The organism is Pseudomonas sp. BAV 4579 (genome assembly GCF_009765395.1).
GTDB lineage: Bacteria > Pseudomonadota > Gammaproteobacteria > Pseudomonadales > Pseudomonadaceae > Chryseomonas > Chryseomonas aestiva.
Map to the genome: position 1 here is coordinate 18,272 of NZ_WHOV01000141.1, position 22,467 is coordinate 40,738.

General features: G+C 67.6%; 24 protein-coding genes and 2 pseudogenes. 12 read left to right on the forward strand and 14 right to left on the reverse strand.

Features of this window, described 5'->3' with window-relative positions:
• The first annotated feature begins 27 nt into the window (after nt 1-27).
• Nucleotides 28-951 (forward strand): LysR family transcriptional regulator, encoded by a 924-nt coding sequence (locus GSQ95_RS22090; RefSeq protein ID WP_158892682.1) that lies wholly within the window; start codon nt 28-30, stop codon nt 949-951.
• A gap of 88 nt (nt 952-1,039) precedes the next feature.
• Here GSQ95_RS22090 and cysB read toward each other — a convergent pair whose 3' ends face one another.
• The 3 genes from cysB to GSQ95_RS22105 all read right to left on the reverse strand — a co-directional run bounded on the left by cysB (nt 1,040) and on the right by GSQ95_RS22105 (nt 3,183).
• A complete protein-coding gene (cysB, locus tag GSQ95_RS22095) occupies nt 1,040-2,014 on the reverse strand; it encodes an HTH-type transcriptional regulator CysB (protein WP_158892680.1) in 975 nt (324 codons plus the stop codon).
• Between the two features lie 251 nt (nt 2,015-2,265).
• Nucleotides 2,266-2,748, reverse strand: a complete 483-nt coding sequence (locus GSQ95_RS22100; RefSeq protein WP_158892678.1) for a universal stress protein — start codon at nt 2,746-2,748, stop codon at nt 2,266-2,268.
• Between the two features lie 108 nt (nt 2,749-2,856).
• Nucleotides 2,857-3,183, reverse strand: a complete 327-nt coding sequence (locus GSQ95_RS22105) for a thioredoxin family protein (RefSeq protein ID WP_158892676.1) — start codon at nt 3,181-3,183, stop codon at nt 2,857-2,859.
• Between the two features lie 165 nt (nt 3,184-3,348).
• Here GSQ95_RS22105 and GSQ95_RS22110 point away from each other — a divergent pair, with 165 nt between their 5' ends.
• A complete protein-coding gene (locus tag GSQ95_RS22110; RefSeq protein WP_158892674.1) occupies nt 3,349-4,428 on the forward strand; it encodes a 3-deoxy-7-phosphoheptulonate synthase in 1,080 nt (359 codons plus the stop codon).
• Nucleotides 4,429-4,655: 227 nt separating this feature from the next.
• On the opposite strand, the gene GSQ95_RS22115 is transcribed toward GSQ95_RS22110, so the two are convergent.
• Nucleotides 4,656-4,937, reverse strand: coding sequence for a GNAT family N-acetyltransferase (locus GSQ95_RS22115; RefSeq protein ID WP_158892672.1), 282 nt, complete (start codon nt 4,935-4,937; stop codon nt 4,656-4,658).
• Nucleotides 4,938-5,383: 446 nt separating this feature from the next.
• On the opposite strand from GSQ95_RS22115, the gene GSQ95_RS22120 reads away from it, so the two are divergent.
• The gene (locus GSQ95_RS22120; protein ID WP_007160560.1) at nt 5,384-5,635 is read left to right on the forward strand and encodes an Lpp/OprI family alanine-zipper lipoprotein; all 252 of its coding nucleotides are present in this window, start codon (nt 5,384-5,386) and stop codon (nt 5,633-5,635) included.
• Nucleotides 5,636-5,757: 122 nt separating this feature from the next.
• Here the strand turns inward: GSQ95_RS22120 and GSQ95_RS22125 are convergent, their stop codons facing one another.
• The 3 genes from GSQ95_RS22125 to GSQ95_RS22135 all read right to left on the reverse strand — a co-directional run bounded on the left by GSQ95_RS22125 (nt 5,758) and on the right by GSQ95_RS22135 (nt 7,744).
• Complete coding sequence (locus GSQ95_RS22125) at nt 5,758-6,735, reverse strand: L,D-transpeptidase family protein (protein ID WP_133862714.1); 978 nt, start codon at nt 6,733-6,735, stop codon at nt 5,758-5,760.
• Nucleotides 6,736-6,809: 74 nt separating this feature from the next.
• Nucleotides 6,810-7,091: a hypothetical protein gene (locus tag GSQ95_RS22130; RefSeq protein WP_158892670.1), complete on the reverse strand. Its 282-nt coding sequence runs from the start codon at nt 7,089-7,091 to the stop codon at nt 6,810-6,812.
• A gap of 98 nt (nt 7,092-7,189) precedes the next feature.
• A complete protein-coding gene (locus tag GSQ95_RS22135; RefSeq protein ID WP_178118416.1) occupies nt 7,190-7,744 on the reverse strand; it encodes an arylesterase in 555 nt (184 codons plus the stop codon).
• Between the two features lie 148 nt (nt 7,745-7,892).
• On the opposite strand from GSQ95_RS22135, the gene GSQ95_RS22140 reads away from it, so the two are divergent.
• Genes GSQ95_RS22140 through greB form a run of 3 tightly spaced genes read left to right on the forward strand, consistent with a single transcriptional unit; the run spans nt 7,893 to nt 11,587 of the window.
• Entirely contained in the window at nt 7,893-8,567 is a 675-nt protein-coding gene (locus GSQ95_RS22140) for an ABC transporter ATP-binding protein (protein WP_158892666.1), read from the forward strand.
• Nucleotides 8,564-11,074, forward strand: coding sequence for an ABC transporter permease (locus GSQ95_RS22145; protein ID WP_158892664.1), 2,511 nt, complete (start codon nt 8,564-8,566; stop codon nt 11,072-11,074). The genes GSQ95_RS22140 and GSQ95_RS22145 overlap by 4 nt, the downstream gene beginning before the upstream one ends.
• A gap of 3 nt (nt 11,075-11,077) precedes the next feature.
• Entirely contained in the window at nt 11,078-11,587 is a 510-nt protein-coding gene (gene greB, locus GSQ95_RS22150) for a transcription elongation factor GreB (RefSeq protein WP_133862710.1), read from the forward strand.
• Here the strand turns inward: greB and GSQ95_RS22155 are convergent.
• Together GSQ95_RS22155 and GSQ95_RS22160 are read right to left on the reverse strand one after the other, a co-directional pair.
• On the reverse strand, nt 11,584-11,889 hold the full coding sequence (locus GSQ95_RS22155; RefSeq protein WP_158892662.1) for a hypothetical protein: 306 nt from the start codon (nt 11,887-11,889) through the stop codon (nt 11,584-11,586). The two genes, greB and GSQ95_RS22155, sit on opposite strands and share 4 nt — an antisense overlap.
• A 153-nt stretch (nt 11,890-12,042) precedes the next feature.
• Complete coding sequence (locus GSQ95_RS22160; protein ID WP_158892660.1) at nt 12,043-13,473, reverse strand: transglycosylase SLT domain-containing protein; 1,431 nt, start codon at nt 13,471-13,473, stop codon at nt 12,043-12,045.
• 88 nt (nt 13,474-13,561) lie between these two features.
• Here GSQ95_RS22160 and GSQ95_RS22165 point away from each other — a divergent pair, with 88 nt between their 5' ends.
• The 4 genes and pseudogenes from GSQ95_RS22165 (at nt 13,562) to GSQ95_RS22175 (ending at nt 16,080) form a co-directional block, all read left to right on the forward strand.
• Nucleotides 13,562-14,392: a TatD family hydrolase gene (locus tag GSQ95_RS22165; RefSeq protein WP_158892658.1), complete on the forward strand. Its 831-nt coding sequence runs from the start codon at nt 13,562-13,564 to the stop codon at nt 14,390-14,392.
• Between the two features lie 402 nt (nt 14,393-14,794).
• A pseudogene (locus GSQ95_RS27280) lies at nt 14,795-14,962 on the forward strand (HAMP domain-containing protein); the annotation flags it as partial.
• 333 nt (nt 14,963-15,295) lie between these two features.
• Nucleotides 15,296-15,826 (forward strand): annotated as a pseudogene (locus GSQ95_RS27285) (methyl-accepting chemotaxis protein); the annotation flags it as partial.
• 74 nt (nt 15,827-15,900) lie between these two features.
• Complete coding sequence (locus GSQ95_RS22175) at nt 15,901-16,080, forward strand: hypothetical protein (RefSeq protein ID WP_007160571.1); 180 nt, start codon at nt 15,901-15,903, stop codon at nt 16,078-16,080.
• On the opposite strand, the gene GSQ95_RS22180 is transcribed toward GSQ95_RS22175, so the two are convergent.
• From GSQ95_RS22180 to GSQ95_RS22200, 5 genes are all read right to left on the reverse strand, one after another.
• Entirely contained in the window at nt 16,062-18,071 is a 2,010-nt protein-coding gene (locus GSQ95_RS22180; RefSeq protein ID WP_158892654.1) for a DUF3488 and transglutaminase-like domain-containing protein, read from the reverse strand. The genes GSQ95_RS22175 and GSQ95_RS22180 overlap by 19 nt on opposite strands.
• Nucleotides 18,068-19,024, reverse strand: coding sequence for a DUF58 domain-containing protein (locus tag GSQ95_RS22185; RefSeq protein WP_158892652.1), 957 nt, complete (start codon nt 19,022-19,024; stop codon nt 18,068-18,070). The genes GSQ95_RS22180 and GSQ95_RS22185 overlap by 4 nt, the downstream gene beginning before the upstream one ends.
• The gene (locus GSQ95_RS22190; protein WP_007160574.1) at nt 19,021-19,938 is read right to left on the reverse strand and encodes a MoxR family ATPase; all 918 of its coding nucleotides are present in this window, start codon (nt 19,936-19,938) and stop codon (nt 19,021-19,023) included. The genes GSQ95_RS22185 and GSQ95_RS22190 overlap by 4 nt, the downstream gene beginning before the upstream one ends.
• Nucleotides 19,939-20,042: 104 nt before the next feature.
• Nucleotides 20,043-20,741: an orotidine-5'-phosphate decarboxylase gene (gene pyrF, locus GSQ95_RS22195; protein ID WP_158892650.1), complete on the reverse strand. Its 699-nt coding sequence runs from the start codon at nt 20,739-20,741 to the stop codon at nt 20,043-20,045.
• 77 nt (nt 20,742-20,818) lie between these two features.
• Nucleotides 20,819-21,694 (reverse strand): LysR family transcriptional regulator, encoded by an 876-nt coding sequence (locus tag GSQ95_RS22200; RefSeq protein ID WP_158892648.1) that lies wholly within the window; start codon nt 21,692-21,694, stop codon nt 20,819-20,821.
• Between the two features lie 82 nt (nt 21,695-21,776).
• Between GSQ95_RS22200 and GSQ95_RS22205 the strand changes: the two genes are divergently transcribed.
• Both GSQ95_RS22205 and GSQ95_RS22210 read left to right on the forward strand, forming a co-directional pair.
• A complete protein-coding gene (locus GSQ95_RS22205) occupies nt 21,777-22,232 on the forward strand; it encodes a multidrug/biocide efflux PACE transporter (protein WP_007160577.1) in 456 nt (151 codons plus the stop codon).
• A 48-nt stretch (nt 22,233-22,280) separates the two neighbouring features.
• Nucleotides 22,281-22,448, forward strand: a complete 168-nt coding sequence (locus GSQ95_RS22210; protein ID WP_017641898.1) for a DUF2897 family protein — start codon at nt 22,281-22,283, stop codon at nt 22,446-22,448.
• Nucleotides 22,449-22,467 lie beyond the last annotated feature (19 nt).

Sequence of the window (22,467 nt, forward strand, 5' to 3'; positions counted from 1 at the left end):
ATCCCGCGATAACCAACGGTTATTCCCATGCTGCCATCCCTGGGCTCCATCGCCTCCCGTCTGCGCCTGCGGCAACTGCGCCTGCTGATCGCCCTCGACGAGGAAGGCTCGCTGCACAAGGCCGCCGAACGCATCGCCATCTCTCAGCCCGGTGCCACCAAGGCCCTGCACGAGATCGAGAGCACCCTGGGCGCCACCCTCTTCCTGCGCACCCACCAGGGCCTGCAACCCAACGACCTGGGCCGCTGCGTGATTCGCTATGCGCGGCTGATCGAGAGCGACCTGGCCCATCTGCGCGAAGAGATGCTCGGCATTCTCCAGGGCGAAGGGGGCCGGCTGGCGGTAGGGGTGATCATGGGCGCCGTGCCCCGGCTGATCGCCGCGGTGTCGCGCCTGGGTGCGGCGCAACCCCAGCTGGGGATCGAGATCATCGAGGACACCAGTGTGCGGCTGCTCGACCTGCTCGACGCCGGCCGCATCGAAGTGGCCATCTGCCGCAGCAGCGTCAGCCGCCGGCCGGATGCCTATGACTGTCTGGAAGTGCGCGAAGAGCGGCTGGAGATCGTCTGCCATCCCCGCCATCCGCTGGCGGAGGCGGAGACGCTGGGCCTGGCCGAGCTGGTCGACAGTCGCTGGATCGTCTATCCGGCCAACCTGCCCATGCGCCTGACCCTGGAACGGGAATTTCGCGCCGCGGAACTGGAGTTTCCCCGCTATCCGGTGGAAACCTCCTCCACCTTCACCCTGCTTGGCCTGCTGCAGGAAGACGCCAATCAGGTGGCCATGCTGCCCAGCGACATCGCCCAGTTCGGCGAAAGACACGGCCTGCTGCGCCGCCTGCCGGTGGTCCAGCGCACCCGCAACGAGCCCTATTCGATCCTGGTGCGCCAGGGCGCGGGGCTGTCAGCGGCGGCGCAGCTGCTGTTGGAGCAGTGGCGGCTTGAAGGGTAAGGTAGGTGGGCCGCGATTGGTCTGATCTGCTGCAGCGGCCGCATCGGCGGACCGCCATGGCCGCGATAAACCAGCAAAAAAACCAACCTCAATACGTCGGCAACGTCACCCCGTGGAACAGGGTCTCCAGCTCCTGTCGCGAAGGCGTCTGCATGGCGTTGGTGAGGACATCGCGGGTCAGGTGCGGCGCGAAGCGGCCGATGAAGTCGCACATGAAGCCGCGCAGGAAGGTGCCGCGGCGCAGGCCGATCTTGGTCACGCTGGCCTCGAAGAGGTGGCTGGCGTCCAGGCAGACCAGGTCGGCATCGGCCTTTAGATCCACCGCCATGTCGGCGACGATGCCCACGCCCAGGCCGAGGCGGACATAGGTCTTGATGACGTCGGCGTCCGCCGCGGTCAGCACCACGTTGGGCTCCAGGCCCTGGCGGGCAAAGGCCTCGTCGAGCTTGGAGCGCCCGGTGAAACCGAAGACGTAGGTCACCAGCGGCTGTTCCGCCAGATGCTCCAGGGTCAGGTGCTCCACCTTGGCCAGGGGATGGCCCTGGGGCACGATGACGCAGCGGTTCCAGCGATAGCAGGGCATCATCACCAGGTCGTTGAAGCGCTCCAGCCCCTCGGTGGCGATGGCGAAGTCGACGGTGCCGTCGGCAGCCATCTCGGCGATCTGGGTCGGCGAACCCTGGTGCATGTGCAGGGCCACGTCCGGATACTGCTTGATGAATTCGCTGATCACGTCCGGCAGCGCATAGCGCGCCTGGGTGTGGGTGGTGGCGATGGACAGGGTGCCCTTGCGCTCGTTGGAGAACTCCTGGGCGATCTGCTTGATGCTCTCGCACTTGCGCAGGATCTCGCCCGCGGTCTGGATGATGCGTTCGCCAGCCGGGGTCACCCGGGTCAGGTGCTTGCCACTGCGGGCAAAGACCTCGACGCCCAGCTCATCCTCGAGCAGGCGGATCTGCTTGCTGATGCCGGGCTGCGAGGTATAGAGACTCTGGGCCGTGGCGGATACGTTCAGATCGTGGTGGGCGACTTCCCAGATGTAGCGCAACTGTTGCAGTTTCATGCCGGCTCCTAGGCTTGTCTGAAAAGTGCCTGCGCTCGGTCATACTGCGTTAAAAATCCGTTCGGAATGCTCATTTACCCTTCGTGAATTCCGCTTCCTCACGGATTCTTGCCTTGTCTGACCTTCGCTCGGCGATTTTTCAGACAAGCCTTCTGACCCATGCGCAAGCATATAACAGTAATGCAGCCCTTAAGCTTTTTCTAGACCGAAATCGAATTAAGTCGCGGAGGGGCAAGGCTGACGTTTATGGATCAGCCCTGACTCAGCGGCACCAGGTACACCGGGATGCGCGCGGTCTGCAGCAGGCAGCTGGCGGTCCGCCCCAGGGGTGTCACCTGGGCGTCGCCCTGGCTGCGACTGCCGATTACCAGCAGATCCGCGGCGAACTCCTGGGCCTGCCTGAGAATGGCCGCTGGCGGATCGCCCTGTACCACCCGCACGGCACGCACCAGTCCCACGGTGGCCGGAGTTTCCAGCAGGTCCTCGCGCAGGGATTCGAACACCTGCTGCTCGATGGTCTCCAGCACCCGATCCAGACCGCCATTGCGCAGGCGGTCCAGGGATTCACCGTCCAGATGCTGTTGCAACAGGGTAGACGCCAGCAGGCCGAGCGGCTCCACCACATGGACGACATACAGCTGGGCCTGATGGATACGGGCGAGATTCAAGGCATGCTGAAAGACATAGGGCGAACACAGGCCCAGGTCCGTGGCGTAAAGCAGCGAGCGGATCACGATTCCTCCTGGCCAGATCAGCCGACCTGACCGGTGCAACGCGGGATAGCCCTCTCCAGCGTAGCAGGGGAAAGACGTTTGCGCTGCGAACCGCGCGTTAGAGCCCTTTCAGGGCAGCTCTTCGGGCTCGCGTGCGGCAGTGGCCAGGATCGCCGCCGCCAGCGCCGGCTCGCGTAGCGGCGCCTGTACCGGGCCGAGCAGTTCGCCGTCCCGGACCAGAAACAGCGCCGGCAGATGAAAGACGCCATAGCGCTGCACCAGGCCGCCGCTGCGCTCGGCCTCCACCCAGTACAGTCGGTCGACCGGCAGCGTCGCCGCAGGCAGCACCTGGCGCGCCAGCCGGCAGGAGGCGCAGCCGACGCTGGTGAAGATCAGCAGCGAGCGCCCGGGCGCCGCCAGCAGGACGGCATCCGCCGTCCCATCGTCCAATTCCATCGCTTCCCCGCCACGCCCATCGCCTAGGCGCGCCCTCAGGCTCGCCAATAGCGTCGTAACCATTGTGACCGGGCGGGACACGCGTTAAGGTGCCCCACCCTCTCCACCGTATTTTGCCTGCACGGGCCCCGTCCTGTCGCAGCGCCGTGACCGACGAGTAGCACCATGGCCGCACAGCCCCGCCTTAACGACCTCAACATCGAAGCCAACGAGCCGCTCATCACCCCCGAGCAGCTCAAGCAGGAGATCCCGCTGAGCGATCTCGCCGCCGACACCGTCGCCCAGGGCCGCCAGGTCATCCGCGCTATCCTCGACGGCAAGGACCATCGCCTGTTCGTGGTGATCGGCCCCTGCTCGATCCATGACATCAAGGCCGCCCACGAATACGCCGAGCGGCTCAAGGCCCTGGCCGCCCAGGTCAGCGACAGCCTCTATCTGGTCATGCGCGTCTATTTCGAGAAGCCCCGTACCACCGTGGGCTGGAAGGGCCTGATCAACGATCCCTACCTGGATGACTCCTTCAAGATCCGGGACGGCCTGCACATCGGCCGCCAGCTGCTGCTGGACCTGGCGGAAATGGGCCTGCCCACCGCCACCGAGGCGCTGGACCCCATCTCCCCGCAGTACCTGCAGGACCTGATCAGCTGGTCGGCGATCGGTGCCCGCACCACCGAGTCCCAGACCCACCGGGAAATGGCGTCGGGCCTCTCCTCCGCGGTCGGCTTCAAGAACGGCACCGATGGCAGCCTGACCGTCGCCATCAATGCCCTGCAGTCGGTCTCCAGTCCGCACCGCTTCCTGGGTATCGACCAGCGTGGCCAGGTCTCGGTGGTGATGACCAAGGGCAATGCCTATGGTCATGTGGTCCTGCGCGGCGGCAACGGCAAGCCCAACTACGACTCGGTCAGCGTCACCCTGTGCGAGCAGGCGCTGGTCAAGGCCAAGGTCAAGCCGAACATCATGGTCGACTGCAGCCACGCCAACTCCAACAAGGATGCCGCCCTGCAGCCGTTGGTGATGGATAACGTCGCCAACCAGATCGTCGAGGGCAACAACTCCATTGTCGGCCTGATGGTGGAAAGCCACCTGGGCTTCGGCAGCCAGCCGATTCCGGCGGATCTGTCGCAACTGGAGTACGGCGTCTCGGTGACCGACGCCTGCATCGACTGGGCCATGACTGAGAAGAGCATTCTCGACATGCACCGCAAGCTCAAGGCTGTACTGCCGCGCCGCGCGCGCAGCTGATCCGCCAGCGGATACGAAAACGCCGGGCTCAGCCCGGCGTTTTTCTTCCGCACCAGAGCCTGTTCAAAGTCTCGCGAGCTAGAGACAAACAAGGCGAAGCTGGCTGAGGAAGCGGATCGGACCCGCGCTCGGGTTTACGAATGGTAAATGAGCATTCCGACCGGGCTGGCGACCCAGGCCAGTTTCAACGCCGTTTGGCCGACGCGCAGCAGACTTAGGACAGGCTCTCAGGCCAGCGGCGTCACCTGGCCACGCCGTTCCAGATAATGCTCCACATAGGAGCAGGAGGGAATGACGCTGTAGCCGCGGCTCTCGGCATAGTTCAAGGCGTGCTCGGCCAGCCTGGCGGCCAGGCCGCGCCCGCGCAGGGCATCGGGGACGAAGGTGCGATAGAAATCCATCGTTTGCTTGCCCAGATCCATGTAGGCGAGATAGGCGCGTTGACCGTCGACAGAAAGGTGGAATTGATGATTGGCCTCATCGTGTTCCACGTGCAGGGACTCGTTCATGACTACTCCTTGGCGGTTTGGCTCCGCCTTATCCATTGTTATCGATGATATCCGAAGACGAGAAGGCACCCTTCCTGTGCGGGACTGAGCCACAGCGCGTCAGACCCCTCCGGAACAGGCAGGTTCTGACCAGCCGTCGCACCGAGAAATCACACTATATCAGGGCCGCCCGCGCGGGAGCAGGCGCGGCTTTGACCTTGACAACTTCCGCTCATCCTCTAACGTTTGAAACGTTCGCGACTTTCAGCCATCCAAGCAGTTGCTGATACCGGGTGCGCAGGGATTCCGGGACGAACACGAGGAGCTGAAAAGGATTTTTCCGCAAAAAATCTTTCTTCAACGGGTTCGCTCAGTTTACTTACGACCGGTAATGAGTAGTATGTAGCCGCAATTTTCCACCTGGAAAATTGATCTTAAAACAGGATGTCTACCTCAAGGGGTTTACGATGAACAACGCTCTGAAATTCGCCGCCCTGGCTCTGGCCGCTGCTCTGGCCACTGGTTGCAGCACCGCTAACAAGGAAAGCGAAGCTCGCCTGACTGCTACCGAAGACGCCGCTGCCCGCGCTCAGGCTCGTGCTGACGAAGCCTACCGTCACGCTGACGAGGCCCTGGCCGCCGCTCAGAAAGCTCAGCAGACCGCTGACGAAGCCAACGAGCGCGCCCTGCGTATGCTGGAAAAAGCCAGCCGCAAGTAAGCGCCTCGGCTGGAAAGGCGAGTGGCAACAGTCGCCTTTCCCGGAGCAAACAAAAAGCCCGCCATCTCAGATGGCGGGCTTTTTGTTTGTGTGGCCGGCTGAGCACGCTCAGCCGGTCGCTATCACAGGGTCTTGGCAGGCGCCTTGGCCACCGTACCGGTAACCATGCCGGCAGGCAGGTCGGCGATCTCCACTGGCAGGCCGTCCTGGCCCTGGACCACGTCACGCACCGTGTTCCAGTTCACCGCGCTGTTGGCCTGCAGCAGGTCATCACGCTTGATCAGCGCGTTGACCACCGCCGCCTGACGGTCGATGTCAGTCGGATCGCCCTTGAGGTTGACCGGCTGGTGCGCCTCCAGATAGAGCTTGCCCTGGCTCACGCCGAACTTGTAGGGCTCGTCGATGATGCGCACCGGCGTGCCGATTGGCAGCATGCCGACCAGTTCGGTGACGTTGAAGTTGTACATGCGGAAGCAGCCATGGCTGACCTGCATGCCGATCCCGAACTTCTTGTCCGAGCCGTGGATGAGATAGCCCGGCAGGGTCAGACGGATCTTGTAGGGGCCGAGGGGATTGTCCGGACCGGGCGGGACCACCTTGGGCAGCGGATCGCCTTCGGCAGCGTGCTCGGCACGGATGGATTCCGGCGGATACCAGGCCGGATCTTTGATCTTGTCCACCACCTTGGCCACGCCGACCGGCGAGCCCCAGCCATCGCGACCGATGCCCAACGGGTAGGTGAACACCGAATGACCACCCTTGGGGTAGTAGTACATGCGGTATTCGGCGATGTTGATGACGATGCCTTCGCGCGGCCCGGGCGGCAGGATGAAGCGAGTGGGCAGCACGATCTCGGTGCCGGCGCCCGGCAGCCAGGCATCGACGCCCGGATTGGCGGCCACCATCTCGGTGTAGCCCAGATCGTACTTCTGGCCGAGATCGGCGAAGGTGTCTTCGTAGGCGGCCTTGATGACCTGAACCTCGCCGACCACGTCTTCACCGGGTGGCGGCAGCGGCAACTCCAGTGCCTGAGCCGTACCCGCGCTCAACAGACCAAACAGCGAGAGGGAACCGACCAGGGTCGAAACGCGCGCGGGCATGGGATGAATCCTTGCAAGAAGCAAAAAGGTGACGGCGCGAATTGTACACGCCTCGCTCGGCGTCCGGCAGGGCCTCAAAAGACCTGTAATGGATTCGGCAGGCCTCGTTTGGCGCCCTGCAGGCGCTGCATGCAGGCCGGACAGAGGGTCTTGAGCCCCAGCGCCCGACGACTCAGCGCATGCATCCGGGGCCGCGCCGGCAGCAGGGTGCCGCACAGGGTCCGGTCGGTTGGCGAGCCCAGCTCCAGCTGCCGGGCGACGATATGCACCCGCCCCTCGCGGCAGGCGAACAGGTCGAGCTGGGCATCGGGCTGGATCAGCTGATAGCCGTGCATGGACCGGGAAAGGCGGGACATCGGGATACTCCAGGGGCGGATCCGCCGGGCGGTAGATTGGCCGGACCGGCGGGGCGCGCAACCTTAGCGGAAAGCCCCGCCGGGGAAAAGTCCGACGTTCAGTCGCGCAGCAGCGGCTGCAACTGGGGCCAGGCGTTGTCCAGCAGGCGTTGCTGGGCATTGGCCTGGGGATGGATGCCATCCGGCTGCATGAAGGCGGGATCGCCGCCTACCCCTTCGAGCAGGAAGGGCACCAGCGCCACCTGCTGGGCCTTGGCCACGTCGGTATAGACCTGAGCGAAGCCGTCGGTATAGCGCGGTCCGTAGTTGGGCGGCAGGCGCATGCCCAGCAGCAGGACACGGGCACCCCTGGCCTTGGCCTGCTCCACCAGGGCGCTGAGGTTGCGCTCGAACTGGGCCAGCGGCTGGCCCCGCAGGCCGTCGTTGCCACCCAGCTCGATGGCCACCACCGTGGGCTGATGATCGGCCAGCAGCTTTGGCAGGCGCGCCAGGCCACCGGCGGTGGTGTCGCCGCTAATGGACGCATTCACCACCTGATAATCGAGCTGCTGCTCCTGCAGCCGCCGCTCCAGCAGCCGTACCCAGCCCTGGCCTTCGGCGAGGCCGTAGCCGGCGCTGATGCTGTCGCCCACCACCAGCAGGGTGCGCGCCATGGCCAGCGGCGTCAGGGTCAGGCAAAGCACGGCCAGCAGCCAGGCAATGCCTTGGCGCAAAGGCGCACTGGACTTCGCCCGGCTTTTTGACTCTAACTCGCCACAGCCGCCCGCGTGCGGGCCCTTCGAATACGGCATCGGATACCTCATGAGCGAAGTCATACTGCTGGCACGCGACCTTAGCAAGGTCGTCACGGGCGCGGAAGGCGCGCTGCCGATCCTCCAGGCGCTGGATCTGCAACTGGAGGCCGGCGACAGTTTGGCCATCGTCGGCAGCTCGGGTTCCGGCAAGTCCACCTTGCTCGGTCTGCTGGCCGGTCTCGACCTGCCCAGCGGCGGCGAGGTCCATCTCGCCGGTCAGCGGCTGGACACCCTCGACGAAGACGCCCGCGCCCGCCTGCGCGCGGAACGGGTGGGCTTCGTCTTCCAGTCCTTCCAGTTGCTGGACAGCCTCACGGCGCTGGAAAACGTCATGCTGCCGCTGGAACTGGAGGGTGCGCGCCAGGCCCGGGAACAGGCGGTGACCCTGCTGGAACGGGTCGGCCTGGGCGAACGGCTGCGGCACTATCCGCGCCAGCTCTCCGGCGGCGAGCAGCAGCGGGTGGCCCTGGCGCGCGCCTTCGCGCCGCGTCCGAGCATTCTCTTCGCCGACGAACCCACCGGCAATCTCGACAGCCGTACCGGCGCCCATATCAGCGATCTGCTGTTCGAACTCAATCGCGAGCGGGGCACGACGCTGGTGCTGGTGACCCACGACGAGCGCCTGGCCGCCCGTTGCGCCCGCCAACTGCGCCTGGAAGGCGGTCGGCAGGTCGCGGCATGAGGCGTACCGGTCTACCCTTCGCCCGGCTGTTCGGCCTGGCCTGGCGCCAGAGTCTGAGAGAACTCCGCGCCGGCGAGATCCGCATGCTCTGCCTGGCGCTGGTGATCGCCGTCGCGGCCAGTGTCGCCATCGGCTACTTCACCGCTCGCCTTGGCGCGGGCATGGCGAATCGCGCCAGCGAATTCCTCGCCGCCGACCTGGTGTTGCTGGGCAGCGAACCGCCCCGTCCGGAACAGGTGGACGCCGGCCTGCAGCTCGGCCTCGAACACAGCCGCTCGCTCAACTTCAGCACCATGGCCGCAGGCGCCGAGGCCCTGCAGCTGGCCAGCGTCAAGGCGGTCCAGGCCAACTTCCCGCTGCGCGGCGAGGTGCGCAGCGCCGCGGTAACGGACGGTCCCGAACAGCCGGGCGGCGCTCCGGCACCCGGGAAGGCCTGGGTCGAACCACGCCTGCTGCTGGCGCTGGATGCCAAGGTCGGCGATCGCCTGGACATCGGCCGCAAGACCCTCACCATCACCCGGGTGCTCACCTACGAACCCGACCGCGCCGGCGACTTCTACAGCCTGACGCCACGGGTGCTGATCAATCTCGACGACGTCGCCACCACCGGGGTCATCCAGCCCGGCAGCCGGGTGCGCTATCGCGAACTCTGGCGCGGCGAACCCCAGGCACTGGCCGCCTATCGCCAGGCCCTCACCCCGGCCCTGGCCGCCAACCAGCGCTTCGAGGGACCGGGCGACGGCAATCGGCAACTGGGCAACGCCCTGGAGCGCGCCCAGCGCTATCTCGGCCTGGTCAGCCTGGTGGCGGTGGTGCTGGCCGGCGTGGCCGTGGCCCTGTCGGCCAATCGCTTCGCCACCCGGCGCTTCGACGCCAGCGCCCTGTTGCGCTGCCTGGGCCTGACCCGGCGCGACGCCCTGGTGCTCTATGGCCTGCAACTGGGGCTGCTGGGCCTGGCGGCGAGTCTGCTCGGCGCCCTGCTCGGCTGGCTGGCGCAGCTGGTGCTGTTCGAGCTGCTGCACGGACTCTTGCCGGCGCGCCTGCCGGCCGCCGGGATCGGTCCGGCGCTGGCCGGCATGGGCACCGGGATGGTCGCCCTGGTCGGCTTCGCCCTGCCACCGCTGGCCGCCCTGGGGCGGGTCCCGCCGCTGCGGGTCCTGCGCAGCGACCTGCAGCCGGTGCCGTTGCGCACCTGGCTGGTCTATGGCTGCGCCCTGGTGGCCCTGGGGCTGATCATGTGGCGGCTGTCGCTGGATCTGCGCCTGACCCTGGCGCTGCTGGTGGGCGGCCTGCTCGCCGGGCTGCTGTTCGGCAGCCTGCTGTACCTGGCCCTGCGTGGCCTGCGCCGGGGGATGCAGGGTGCGCCCCTGGCCTGGCGGCTGGGGCTGGGCCAACTGCTGCGCCATCCGCTGGCAGCGGTGGGCCAGACCCTGGCCTTCGGCCTGATCCTGCTGGCCATGAGTCTGGTGGTGCTGCTGCGGGGCGAGTTGCTGGAACGCTGGCAGGCGCAATTGCCGGCCGAGGCACCCAATCACTTCGCCCTCAATGTCCTGCCGGACGAGCGCCAGGCCTTCGCCACGGCGGTGGGCAAGCTCTCGCCCCATGCCAGTCCGCTCTATCCCATCGTGCAGGGGCGGTTGGTGAGCGTGAAGGGGCATCCCGCCCAGGAAGGCCTGGAAGACGACTCCCGCGGTGGCCGTGCCACCCGGCGCGATCTCAATCTGACCTGGTCGGCTGGGTTGCCGGACGGCAACCGCCTGGAAGCCGGTCAGTGGTGGGATGCGCTGCCCGCCGGCGAGCTGCCCGGCGTCTCGCTGGAAAGCGAACTGGCGCGCAGCCTCGGCGTCGGCCTGGGCGACACCCTGGGCTTCATCATCGGTGATCGCCAGATCGAGGCGCGGATCACCAGCCTGCGGCAGGTCAGCTGGGACAACTTCCAGCCGAACTTCTTTGTCATCTTCGCCCCGGGTGCCCTGGAGGGTGTGCCCTTCACCTATCTGGGCAGCTTCTACCTGCCGCCCGGTCACGACCGCGAATTGCTGAACCTGGCCCGGCAATTCCCGGCGGTGACGCTGCTGCCCATCGATGCCCTGCTCGACCAGCTGCGCAGCATCCTGCGCCAGGTCAGCGTGGCGGTGGAGTTCGTGCTGCTGTTCGTGCTGGCCGCCGGTATCGCCGTGCTGCTGGCCGGCCTGCAGGCGACCCTCGACGAACGCATCCGCCAGGGCGCCCTGCTGCGCGCCCTGGGTGCCCGGCGCGAATTGCTGCAACGGGCGCGGCGCACCGAATTCATCCTGCTCGGCGGCGCCAGCGGCTTGCTCGCGGCGCTCGGTTGCGAGATCGTCAGTGCCCTGCTCTACCGGCTGGCCTTCGACCTGGACTGGCAACCCCATCCCTGGCTGTTGCTCCTGCCGGTGCTGGGCGCCCTGCTGGTCGGCGCGGCGGGCCTGCTGGGCACGCGGCGGGCCCTTACCGCCAGTCCGTTACTGATCCTAAGAGAAAGCTGATCCATGAGTCGCTACCGTCCGCCGCGCACCGCCGGCACGCCCCTGATCACCGCCGCCGGCGAAGCCCGGCTGCGCGCCGAACTCCACGAGCTGTGGAACGTGCGCCGGCCCCAGGTCACCCAGGCGGTGAGCGAGGCGGCCGCCCTGGGCGATCGCTCGGAGAACGCCGAGTACATCTATGGCAAGAAGATGCTGCGCGAGATCGACAGCCGAGTGCGCTTCCTGCGCAAGCGGCTGGAGAATCTCAAGGTGATCCGCGAGCGCCCGGCCGATCCGGGCAAGGTCTATTTCGGCGCCTGGGTCACCCTGGAAGACGATGACGGCGCCGAGAAGCGCTATCGCATCGTCGGCCCGGACGAACTCGACCTCCGGCAGAATCTCATCAGCATCGACTCGCCTCTGGCGCGAGCGCTGGTCGGCAAGGCGCTGGACGCGGAAGTCCGCTTGCAGACGCCGGCCGGCGAACAGCGCTGGTACATCGTCGAGATCGCCTATCCGGAAGAAGCGGGCTAGCGCCGCCGGGTGATCACGCCCTGCCGCGCCACCCGGGTCAATTCCCGCACCAGGGGTACGAGACCGGCCTGGCCGGGCGACTGCACCACGGCGAAGTCGAAGCTGTCGTCGGCAAAGCCACACAGCTGTTCGGCGCGGTCGGCGAAGCGGATCTGCAGGGTGCGGCTGTGGGGCCAGCGCCTCGGCCAGCCTTCGAGATAGCGCAGCAGGGTGGGCTGGTCGGGACCGCCGAGCAGGATGGCGGGATGACTGGCGAGCTTGCCCTGGGTCAGGGGGGTAAGGCGTAGCGGGAGCGGTAGCATGGACGAAATTCCGCCTCGTGGATCCAGCTGGGCGGTAGTACGAGGCCTGTTCCGTCCAGCGCTTTAGCGGTATTTGTAAGCGCCCCGCAAGTTGCTGTTTAAATCGGCGCAGGATCATCCTAGGGAGGGCCAGACTGCCCTGTCAAGCGGGCTTCAACCGTCCTCGCGGCGGATCGCCCTGGCGCGCGTCGCCGCCACGGCCGGTGCTTCCAGACGCGCCCGTTCACGACTGAAGGCCACCCGGTACTTGTTGACGCTGGCCACGTAGTTGACCACCCCGATACCCACCTCCTCGGCGGCGATGCGTTCGACCTGGAAGAACCAGCGATCGCCGTCCAGGCCCTGCTTGCGCGCCTTGGCCCTGAGCGCCTGGACGCGCTCCGGTCCCAGGTTGTAGGCCGCCAGGGTGAAGGCACGGCGCTCGCGCTCGGCAAGCCGCGGACTGGAGAAGAACTCCCGCCGCAGGCGCGCCAGATAGCGGGTGGCGGCCTTGACGTTGTCCTCGGCGGAATGCAGGTTGCGCACCCCGACGCTGCGCGCCGCCCGCGGGGTGATCTGGAGCAGCCCAGCGGCGCGGCCGGCACCGCGGGCATGGGGATCGAGGCCGGATTCCTTGTAGGCCATGGCGGCCAGGGTCAGCCAGTCGAAGTCGTAGGCCTTGGCATAGCGCTGCAGTAGTGGCCGCACCTTGGCCAGCCGCTTGCGGTCATGGGCCTGCAGTGGATCGCGCACCTGGTAGCGGCGCGCATAGGCCTGGCGAAAGGCCGTGTCGTCGTCACGCGCCTGGGGTTGCCGGGCGAAGGCCCGTATCCGCTCGGCAAGCTGGTGCGCCGGGGCGCGCAAGTACCAGAGTTGCGCCTGGTCATGGGCCACCACCACCCGATCGGCGACCCGCAGGCGTGACAGCACCCGCGCCCAGCGATGGGCCAGGCCGGATTCGACGACGCTGAGCGGATAGATGCCGGCCTGGGTCAGTTCCAAGACGTCTTCCACCGCCAGGGTCGGATCGGCCCACTCGATCTGCACCGGCCGCAATCTGCGCTTCTCCAGCTGGACGTTGAGCCGTTCCAGAGCCGGGCCGGCGGCGCTGCCCTGGGGCAGCACCACCCGGCGCCCGGCCAGTTGTTCCAGATGACGTGGCAGGCGCTGACCACGTCCGCCCACTACCACCAGGCTAGCGGGCGCCGCCACCGAGGCGGCGATCAGCGCCGAATGCGGCGGTGGCAGCAGGGTTTCGCCCGGCGCCACCAGATCGCCCTCGCCGCGCTGCAGCGCTGCCAGGAGGTCGTCCTTGGCCTTGGGCACGAAGACCAGGCGCAGCGGCCGGCCCCCGGGCTGCTGCCGCAGGTAGCGGGCGAAGGTCTGCAGGCGCCGATACTCGATGCCGAGCGCCTGGCCGTTCCATTCGCCGGAGCTGTGCCGACTCTGGTTGACCAGGACGCGCAACTCGCCGGTACGCTCGATGGCAGTCAGGTCGCGGGCCGCGACATGCCGCGGTGCTTCGGGTGGCAGCGCGCCGAGCCGCGCCTGGGCGGAACCGGCGAGCAGGCAGCCGAGGATGACAAGGGTGAATCGAAACGGCATCCAGGACTCCTGACCTGGCCGGGACAGCGCCGATAGCACCCGGACTACGGATAGAATGAGCGAACAAAGTCTGTAGAAGGTCCGCACCATGCAATTGATCGACATCGGCGTCAACCTCACCCACCCCAGTCTGATCAAGGAGGTGGACGCGGTGATCGAGCGGGCCCAGGCCGCCGGGGTGATGCAACTGGTGCTGACCGGTACCACCCTGGAAGACAGCGAGAACGCCCTCAACCTCTGCCTGCGCCTGGACGCCGGCGAGGCACTGTTCAGCACCGCGGGCGTCCATCCCCACGAAGCCTCGACCTGGAGCGCGGCCGCCGCCAGGACCCTGCGTGACCTGGCCGGCCAGCCCAAGGTGCGGGCCCTGGGCGAATGCGGCCTGGACTTCAATCGCGACTTCACTCCAAGGCCACAGCAGGAGCGCTGCTTCGAGGAACAGCTGGCCCTGGCCGCCGAATTGCGCCGCCCGGTGTTTCTCCACGAACGCGACGCCAGCGAACGCATGCTGGCGATCCTGCGCGACTATCGCGACCACCTGCCGGCCGCCGTGGTGCACTGCTTCACCGGCGAGCGCAAGGCGCTCTACGGCTACCTGGATCTCGACCTGCACCTGGGCATCACCGGCTGGATCTGCGACGAGCGCCGTGGCCTGCACCTGCACGAACTGGTCGGGCAGATCCCGGTCGGTCGGCTGATGCTGGAAACCGATGCCCCCTACCTGCTGCCGCGCACCCTCAGACCCAAGCCGCGCCACGGCCACAACGAGCCGGCCTTCCTGCCGGAAATCCTGCGCACCGTGGCGCGCCTGCGCAACGAAACGCCCGAGCAGACCGCCCTGCACACCAGTGCCACCGCTCGTGCCTTCTTCGACCTGCCGGAGATCGCCGAGCCAGAGCAGGTCGAGGAATACGACTAGGCGCGGGTACCGTTTCGCTAAAGTCAGGCCAGTGCAAGCCGTTAACCTTTGGGCTTATTCCACGGCGTCAGACGTCCTCTCGCAGGACGTTGACGCCAGTCAAGATCCGGGGCGCGCCGGCCTGCCAGGCTGTGCGGCCCCGCCGACTGGATGCCCCCTATGTTTGCCTGGCTGCGCGATATTTCCCTCAAGTACAAATTCTGGGCGGTCAATGCCGTCGCCTTCGTCACCAGCCTCTTGCTGGTGCTGTTCGCCATGCAGCTGGAAGTCTCCGGTCGCGCCGAACAGCTCAAGGCGGTCAAGGCTGTCGTGGGCGACGCGGCGGCCAGGCTGAGCGCCCCGACCTTCGGCGACATCTTTATCGCCCGGGCGCCGGAATACGCCCTGGCCGTGGGTGTGTTGATGCTGGTGCTGCTGGTGGCCTCGCAGCTCCTGATCCGCTTCATCCTCGGCAATCTGCAACGCCTCAAGGACACCATGCTGAGGGTGGAACGCGACGGCGATCTCACCGCCCGGGTCGAGGTGCGCGGGCGTGACGAGGTCGGGCAGATGACCCAGGCCTTCAACGCCATGCAGGACAGCTACACCCGCGTCGTCGGTACCGTGGCCGCCAGCGCCTCGCGCCTGGACGAAGGCGCCGGGCGCCTGGCCAACGGCATGCAGGGCGTGCGGGGCGGTATGCACGATCAGCAGCACGAGACCGACCAGGCGGCTACCGCGATCAACGAGATGAGCGCTACCGTGCAGCAGATCGCCGAGCACGCCGCCGGCACCCGTGACCAGTCCCAGGAGGCCGATCGCCTGGCCGGCGCCGGCCAGCAGGCGGTGGAGCGCGTCGGTCATTCCATCGCCGACCTCTCCCAGGGCGTGCAGCAGACCGCGGTGATGATCCAGGAGCTGGCCGAGAACAGCGAGCGCATCACCAGCGTGGTCAACGTCATCCACGGCATCGCCGAGCAGACCAACCTGCTGGCGCTCAACGCCGCCATCGAGGCGGCCCGCGCCGGCGAGGCCGGCCGTGGCTTCGCCGTGGTGGCCGACGAGGTACGCAACCTGGCCAAGCGTGTCCAGGGCTCCACCGACGAGATCACCCGCATGGTCGACAGCCTCCAGGCCGGCACCCGCGATGCCGTGGAATTCATGCGCGAAAGCTCGCTCAAGGCCGACGACTGCGTGGTCCAGGCCAGCGCCGCCGGGCAGGCCCTGGCCGACATCACCGCCGCCGTGACCCTGATGCGCGACAGCAACACCCAGATCGCCGTGGCCGCGGAGCAGCAGGCCCAGGTGGCGGAAGAGATGAGCAGGTCGGTTGTAGGCATCCGCGATGTCACGGAAAGGACCATGCTGCTGACGCAGGAGTCGGCCAGCACCAGCACCGAACTGGCCGCCCTCGCAGGAACCCTGAATCAGGCGATCCGCCAGTTGCGCCTATAGCCTCCATAGCGAGAGCGCATTCGCGCGGTTGCCCGACAGGCGGCAAGATGCCCGCACGTTTTTGGAGAACCGCCATGCGCTCGGTCACCACCCTCACTTCCGCCGTGCTGTTGTTACTGGGCCTAGGCTGCATCGCCCAGGCGCTTGGCAATCCGCATCCGCAACCGCTGATCCTGGCGGCCGTCGTCTGCCTGGTGGCCTTCGCTCTGCAGGAACCCGACGCCCTCCCCGTGCCTCAGTCGCTGCGCGCCTGACGGCTACGCAGCTGACGTTTCAAGGCTTTCAGCGCCCTCGATAGCGCCGCCGGATCCGCGGGTCGACCGGCATAGCGCTGTGCCTGAAATTCCGCGGAGAACGCCATTATCGCCGCGCATGCCGCCGGCAGTTCGGCCATGGCGCGCCCGGCGAAACTGCCGGCAGGCTCGCCGCCTTGCCGCTTTACCCCCTGGCGCGCCAGCAGCCGCTCGAACTGGTCGAAACGCGTCAGCAGGGGATCCCGGGTCCGCTGCCAGGGCTTGAGCACCAGCAGCGCCATCACCCCGAGCACGCCCAACACCACCAGCGCCAGCAGCAGTCCCAGGCGTTGCAGCGAGCCCTCGCCGAGCAGTCGCTTGAACAGTTCGCCCTGGGTGTCTTCCTGATAGTTGAGCACCCAGCGCTGCCAACCGTAGTTGATGCGGTCCCAGCCCAGACGCAGCTCATTGAGCCAGGCCAGGTTGCGGTAGCGATTGGCGGCGAAGGGGTTGTCCGCGAGGAATTCACTGGCCGCGCCCTGGGCCGCCAGGGCCTCCTGCAAGCCGCGCTCGATCCGCTCGGGCGCCACCTGGGCGGTAGGGTCGACGCTGATCCAGCCGCGCCCTGGCAGCCAGTATTCCACCCAGGCATGGGCATCGAATTGCTGCACCAGCAGATAGCCACCCGCCGCGTTGAATTCGCCGCCCTGGTAGCCCGCCACCACCCGCGCGGGGATGCCCGCCACCCGCAGGGCAAAGGTCATGGCACCGGCATAGTGGGCGCAGAAACCGCGACGGTTGTCGAAGAGAAAGGCGTCGATGGCATCGACGCTCGCCGTGGGCGGCTGCAGGGTGTAGACGAAGGGCTGCTGGCGGAAATAGGCCAGGATCGCCTGGGCCAGCGCCTCGGGCGTCGACGCCTGGGTCTTGAGCTGGGCCACCCAGGCACGGGTGCGCGGTTCACCGCCACTGGGCAGCTGCAGCGCACGACGCTGGCTGGAGGCGGACAGCCGCGCCGGCTCGCGGATGGCCTGCGGCCAGCTGGAAACCCGGTAAAGCAGCGCCTGATCCACCGGGCGGCGGCGCTGCAGGTGGAAGTCGCTGGCCAGGCGCACGTCGCGCTGATCGCTGCGCGCCACGTCCAGGCCATAGAGCCAGGGCCGACCACTCGGCTCCATGACCACCTGATAATCTAGTTGGGGTCCGCCAGGCGTCCAGGCCGGTTCCGGACTCCAGGCCGTGTCGGGATCCACCGACCAGCGCGCGCCATCGAAGCGCTCGTAGGTGGTGGCGCGCCAGTAGAGGTCACGCTGCGCGGGCCGGTCGCCCGCGAAGCTGACCCGGAACACCCGCTCCGCGGATTGCGAGAGCTGGGCGATCTCCCCCGGCGCCATGCTGTCGCCCAGTCCGGTGCGCGCCTGGTCGCCCGGTTGCGGCAGCGACCACAGCGGACCGATGCGCGGAAACACCAGAAACAGCAGCAGCATCAGCGGCACCGCCTGCAGCAGCAGGGTACCGGCGACCTTCAGCGTCGCCAGCGGCCGACTGGCCAGGGCGCTCTGCTGCAGACCGATCAGCGCCGCCACCAGGGCGGTCACCGGCAGCAGGCTGTAGAGCGCGGCGAGCAGGCCGTCCTCGAACAGGTAGGCGATCACCACCGCGAAGAAACCCAGGTAGATCACCACCAGGGCATCGCGGCGACTGTGCATCTCGATCAGCTTGAGGGCGAAGGTCACCAGCAGCAGCACGGCACCGGCGTCCAGGCCGATGAAGGAGCCGCGCGACAGCCAGATGCCGCCCATGGTCAAGAGCAGCAGGCCGCCCTTCTCGATCCGCGTCGGCGCCCGCACCTGCATGCGGAACAGCAGCACCCGCCAACCGGCGCAAAAGGCCCAGAGCAAGCCGACCCAGGGCGGCAGATGGGTGAGGTGCGGCAGGATCACCAGGGCCTGGGCCACCAGCAGCCAGATCAGGGCGATGCGCGGAATGGGTTGCGGCACGGCGCTGCTCATGTCGGCCGTCCGAATACGGCCAAGGCCTGCAGCGCCGCGTCACGCTGGCTCTCGCCGCTGGCCGGCGCCAGCTCCACCCCGGGCAGGCGCAGGCCGAAGCGCAGCTGGCGGGCGCTGCAATCCAGCACCGCCTGGCACAGCCAGGACAGCCGGGTCTCGGTGTCGCCATCGAGTACGCTGAAATCCAGCCAGAGTTCGCTGCCGGCCAGGGCGGTGAAGTCCTTGACCAGCAGGCCCTGCCCGCGGGAAAAGGCCTTCCAGTCCAGCCGCCGGCGTGAATCGCCGGGCTGATAGGGCCGCAGGCCCTGGAAGTCGTCGGCACCCTGTCCGGCCTGGCGCTGGCCTTCCTCGCCGCCGGCATCCTGGCCGCTGCGCAGCGGCGTCGTGGTCGCCAGGGGCTGCGGATAGACCAGGGCGCGCACGTCCAGGTCCAGCCAGCTCCAGGCGACGAACAGGCCGAGGGGAAAGCGACTTTCCACCCGCAGCCGTCCGGGCCTCAGCCAGCCGCGGCTCGACGCCGGGTGAAAGATCTGCAGGGCGACGCTCTCCTCCGCCGGTACGTCGCTGAGCACCAGCGGCTCGTTACGCCAGCCCAGGGCGATGCCCTGGTGCGCGCGGCCACTGCTCTCCAGGCGCAGGCGAAATCCGGCGACCTCCCCGGCGAACACCGGGCTGGCGCCGCCGCCGACCAGTTGCAGGCCGGCCAGGTTGCGATAGGTGTGCAACATGGCCACCAGCGCCAGGGAAAACAGCAGGAAGGTCAGGCCATAGGCCAGGCTGTTCTGGTAGTTGATGCCGGCCAGCAGCATCAGCAGCAGGGCGATGGCGAAGGCGCCGCCCTGGCGGGTGGGCAGGATGAAGATGCGTCGCTGATCGAGGGTGATGCGATTGGCCGGCGGAATCCGCCGTGTCAGCCAGCCGTCCCGATAGCGCTGCCAGGCGCCGCCGGTCACAGCGCCGGGACTTCGCGCAGCAGCCACTGCACCAGGGCGCCGCCACCGTGCCCGGCAGGATCGGCGATGTCGCGCAGGCGATGGCCGGCCACCGCCGGCAGCACCGTCTGGACGTCCTCGGGCAGCACGTGGTCGCGCCCCGCCAGCAACGCCCAGGCCCGCGCTGCGGCCAGCAGCGCCAGGCTGCCGCGTGGCGACAGGCCGAGAGCGAAGGAGGTCTGGGTGCGGGTGGCCTCCACCAGGCGCAGCACATAATCCACCACCGCCTCGCTGGCGTGGATGCGCGGCACCTCGGCCTGGATCAGCCGCAGCTGGGCGTGATCCAGCAGGGGCTCCAGGCGCGGCAGCTGCTCGCGTCCGGAACCGCCGAGCAGCAGCGCCCGCTCGGCGGCGCGGCCGGGGTAGCCGAGCGACAGACGCATCAGGAAGCGATCGAGCTGGGATTCCGGCAGGGCGAAGGTGCCGCCCTGGGAGATGGGATTCTGGGTAGCGATGACAAAGAAGGGATCGGGCAAGGGCCGGGTGGCGCCCTCGATGGTCACCTGCCCCTCCTCCATGGCTTCCAGCAGCGCGCTCTGGCTCTTGGGCGTGGCGCGATTGATCTCGTCGGCCAGCAGCAACTCGGCGAACACCGGCCCGGGATGGAAGACGAACTGCCCGCTGTCGCGATCGAACACCGAGGTGCCGAGGATATCGCCGGGCAGCAGGTCCGAGGTGAACTGGATGCGCTGGAAGGACAGCCCCAGCACCTTGGCCAGGGCATGGCTGAGGGTGGTCTTGCCCATCCCGGGCAGGTCCTCGATCAGCAGGTGACCCCGCGCCAGCAGGCAGGCCAGCGCCAGCCTGACCTGGGTTTCCTTGCCCAACAAAACGCCGTCTACCGCCTTGAGACAGGCGTTCAACCTATCGTGCATGCCCTGAGGTCTCTCGCCTTGCGCCGACCCGAGAAGGGGGTCGGCCTGCAGAACGAGAATAGCAGCACCTGTTGCCGGCGACCGCCGCCCCGGAGGTTTACCGCTTATTTCAGGGTGGCGAGGATCTCTTCCACGGCGCGGGCCGGATCGGCGGCGCGGGCGATGGGCCGGCCGATCACCAGGTAGTCGGAGCCGGCATCCAGGGCTTCGCGCGGGGTGAGGATGCGGCGCTGGTCGTCCAGGGCACTGCCGGCCGGACGGATGCCGGGGGTGACCAGTTGCAGCGCCGGCTGCGCGGCCTTGAGCGCCGAGGCCTCCTGGGCCGAGCAGACCAGCCCGTCCAGGCCGGCGCGAGCGGCCAGACCGGCCAGGCGCAGGACCTGCTCCTGGGGATCCACGTCCAGGCCGATGTCGGCCAGGTCCTCGCGCTCCATGCTGGTCAGCACGGTGACACCGATCAGCAACGGCTTGGGACCGCTCATGGCCTCCAGGGTCTCACGGCAGGCGCTCATCATGCGCAGGCCGCCCGAGCAGTGGACATTGACCATCCAGACGCCCATCTCCGCCGCGGCCTTGACCGCCATGGCGGTGGTATTGGGAATGTCGTGGAATTTCAGGTCGAGGAAGACTTCGAAGCCGCGCGTGCGCAGAGCCTCCACCACCCCGGCGGCGCTGGCGGTGAACAGCTCCTTGCCGACCTTGACCCGGCAGGTGGCGGGGTCGAGGCGGTCGGCCAGCGCCAGGGCGGCGGACGACGAAGGGAAATCCAGGGCGACGATGATGGGAGACTGGCAGGCGGACATGGGAGCTCTCGGCAAAACGGCAAAGGCCGGCATTTTCGCAGAAAAGCGCCGCGCCGGCACTTGGCTGTTCTCTTCCGTCAGCTCGGCCTGAGCAGGCGTTCGCGCAGCCAGTTGCCCGCCGGACCCAGCGGCCGTCGCCGTGACCAGACCACGTCCACCGCTACCCGTTGCGGCCAGCCCGGCACGGCCAGCTCCACCAGCCGCCCCTGGCCAAAGGTCGTCACCAGCCACAGCGGCAGTTCGGCCCAGCCGAAGCCCTGCACCGCCATGTCCAGCAGCAGCAGGTAGTCGGGCGCCGACCAGCAGCGGCCGCGGGTGTCCGGCAGGCGGCTGACCTGGGGAGAGGCTTCGGTTACGGTGCTCAGGCGCAGCAGCCGATAGGGCGCCAGGTCGGCCGGTGTGACTCGCTCCAGCGCTGCCAGCGGATGATCGACGGCGACATAGAGACCGAAGGTGACCAGACCATCCAGGGTGGCCGCCTCGATGTCCGCCGGATAGGGCGGCTGACCGGCCAGCAAGCCCAGATCCGCGCGCCCCTGGACCAGGCTGAGCACATCGGCGTCCTCGGCGATCAGGCATTCGAATTCGAGATCCGGATAGCGCTGGTCCAGCTCGGCCAGGAGCGCCTCATAGCGGGAGGGCTGGTAGGTATCGGAAATCACCAGCGTCAGGCGCGGCTCCACCCCGGCCGCCAGCTGGGTGGCGCGATTGGCCAGGCGGTCATGGGCCGAGAGCACGGCACGGGCCTGGTCGAGCAGTTGCTCGCCGGCCGCCGTCAGCAGCGGATAGCGGCCCTGGCGATCGAACAGCGACACCCCTAGTTCGTCCTCCAGCCGGGCGATGCTCTCGCTGATACTGGACTGGCGCTTGCCAAGCACCCGCGCTGCGGCGCTGAAGGAGCCGGCGGCGGCCGCCTCGACGAAGGCCTCGAGGGCTTCGGCATTGGGATACATATCGGCTCAGCCTATGGAATCCATTTTGATCTCCCCAGCTTAACCGATGAGACTGAGGACCTGTCCATCGTGGAGTCGCCTCATGTCCAGCCCCCTCACCCAGCGTCCCGCCAGTGCCCGCATCCTGCACGCCCTGCTGTTCGAGGGGATCGCCGTGCTGCTCGCCACTCCGACCCTGGCCTGGCTGCTGGATCGCTCCCTGGGGCACATGGGTCTGCTCACCGCCGCCTTTTCAGCCATCGCCATGCTCTGGAATCTGGTGTTCAATCTGGGCTTCGATCGGCTGCAACAGCGCCTGGGCTTCACCCGTGGCCTGGGTGTCCGCCTGCTGCACGCTCTCGGCTTCGAAGGCGGACTGATCCTAGTGCTGGTGCCCCTGGCCGCCTGGTGGCTGTCCATCAGCCTGTGGCAGGCACTGCTGCTGGACCTGGGACTGATCCTGTTCTTCCTGCCCTACACACTGGCCTTCAACTGGCTCTACGACCTGGGTTACGCCGCCTGGCTCCGGCGCACGAATGCCACCTGCCGGGCGCACTGACGGCCTCTCCCGTGGTCGAAGCGATATAGCCACTCAAGGAGAAGACAGATGCCCTGGTATGCCTGGTTGATCCTGCTGGTCGCCATCGGCTCGGTGGTCGGCAGCCTGCTCATGCTCAAGGACACGGCGCGCAAGGTGCCCTTGACCGACGAACAGAAATCCAAGATCCGGCAGCGCAATGCCGAGATGGATGCCAAGGAGGCCCAGGACCGCTGACCGCGCCCCGGGCGTCCAG

What these genes read in the sequence shown, in the direction of transcription:
- GSQ95_RS22090 (WP_158892682.1), top strand. Translation starts at nt 28, where the DNA reads ATGCTGCCATCCCTGGGCTCCATCGCCTCCCGTCTGCGCCTGCGGCAA.
- cysB (WP_158892680.1), bottom strand. Translation starts at nt 2,014, where the DNA reads ATGAAACTGCAACAGTTGCGCTACATCTGGGAAGTCGCCCACCACGAT.
- GSQ95_RS22105 (WP_158892676.1), bottom strand. Translation starts at nt 3,183, where the DNA reads ATGGAATTGGACGATGGGACGGCGGATGCCGTCCTGCTGGCGGCGCCC.
- GSQ95_RS22110 (WP_158892674.1), top strand. Translation starts at nt 3,349, where the DNA reads ATGGCCGCACAGCCCCGCCTTAACGACCTCAACATCGAAGCCAACGAG.
- GSQ95_RS22115 (WP_158892672.1), bottom strand. Translation starts at nt 4,937, where the DNA reads ATGAACGAGTCCCTGCACGTGGAACACGATGAGGCCAATCATCAATTC.
- GSQ95_RS22120 (WP_007160560.1), top strand. Translation starts at nt 5,384, where the DNA reads ATGAACAACGCTCTGAAATTCGCCGCCCTGGCTCTGGCCGCTGCTCTG.
- GSQ95_RS22125 (WP_133862714.1), bottom strand. Translation starts at nt 6,735, where the DNA reads ATGCCCGCGCGCGTTTCGACCCTGGTCGGTTCCCTCTCGCTGTTTGGT.
- GSQ95_RS22130 (WP_158892670.1), bottom strand. Translation starts at nt 7,091, where the DNA reads ATGTCCCGCCTTTCCCGGTCCATGCACGGCTATCAGCTGATCCAGCCC.
- GSQ95_RS22135 (WP_178118416.1), bottom strand. Translation starts at nt 7,744, where the DNA reads ATGGCGCGCACCCTGCTGGTGGTGGGCGACAGCATCAGCGCCGGCTAC.
- GSQ95_RS22140 (WP_158892666.1), top strand. Translation starts at nt 7,893, where the DNA reads ATGAGCGAAGTCATACTGCTGGCACGCGACCTTAGCAAGGTCGTCACG.
- GSQ95_RS22145 (WP_158892664.1), top strand. Translation starts at nt 8,564, where the DNA reads ATGAGGCGTACCGGTCTACCCTTCGCCCGGCTGTTCGGCCTGGCCTGG.
- greB (WP_133862710.1), top strand. Translation starts at nt 11,078, where the DNA reads ATGAGTCGCTACCGTCCGCCGCGCACCGCCGGCACGCCCCTGATCACC.
- GSQ95_RS22155 (WP_158892662.1), bottom strand. Translation starts at nt 11,889, where the DNA reads ATGCTACCGCTCCCGCTACGCCTTACCCCCCTGACCCAGGGCAAGCTC.
- GSQ95_RS22160 (WP_158892660.1), bottom strand. Translation starts at nt 13,473, where the DNA reads ATGCCGTTTCGATTCACCCTTGTCATCCTCGGCTGCCTGCTCGCCGGT.
- GSQ95_RS22165 (WP_158892658.1), top strand. Translation starts at nt 13,562, where the DNA reads ATGCAATTGATCGACATCGGCGTCAACCTCACCCACCCCAGTCTGATC.
- GSQ95_RS22175 (WP_007160571.1), top strand. Translation starts at nt 15,901, where the DNA reads ATGCGCTCGGTCACCACCCTCACTTCCGCCGTGCTGTTGTTACTGGGC.
- GSQ95_RS22180 (WP_158892654.1), bottom strand. Translation starts at nt 18,071, where the DNA reads ATGAGCAGCGCCGTGCCGCAACCCATTCCGCGCATCGCCCTGATCTGG.
- GSQ95_RS22190 (WP_007160574.1), bottom strand. Translation starts at nt 19,938, where the DNA reads ATGCACGATAGGTTGAACGCCTGTCTCAAGGCGGTAGACGGCGTTTTG.
- pyrF (WP_158892650.1), bottom strand. Translation starts at nt 20,741, where the DNA reads ATGTCCGCCTGCCAGTCTCCCATCATCGTCGCCCTGGATTTCCCTTCG.
- GSQ95_RS22200 (WP_158892648.1), bottom strand. Translation starts at nt 21,694, where the DNA reads ATGTATCCCAATGCCGAAGCCCTCGAGGCCTTCGTCGAGGCGGCCGCC.
- GSQ95_RS22205 (WP_007160577.1), top strand. Translation starts at nt 21,777, where the DNA reads ATGTCCAGCCCCCTCACCCAGCGTCCCGCCAGTGCCCGCATCCTGCAC.
- GSQ95_RS22210 (WP_017641898.1), top strand. Translation starts at nt 22,281, where the DNA reads ATGCCCTGGTATGCCTGGTTGATCCTGCTGGTCGCCATCGGCTCGGTG.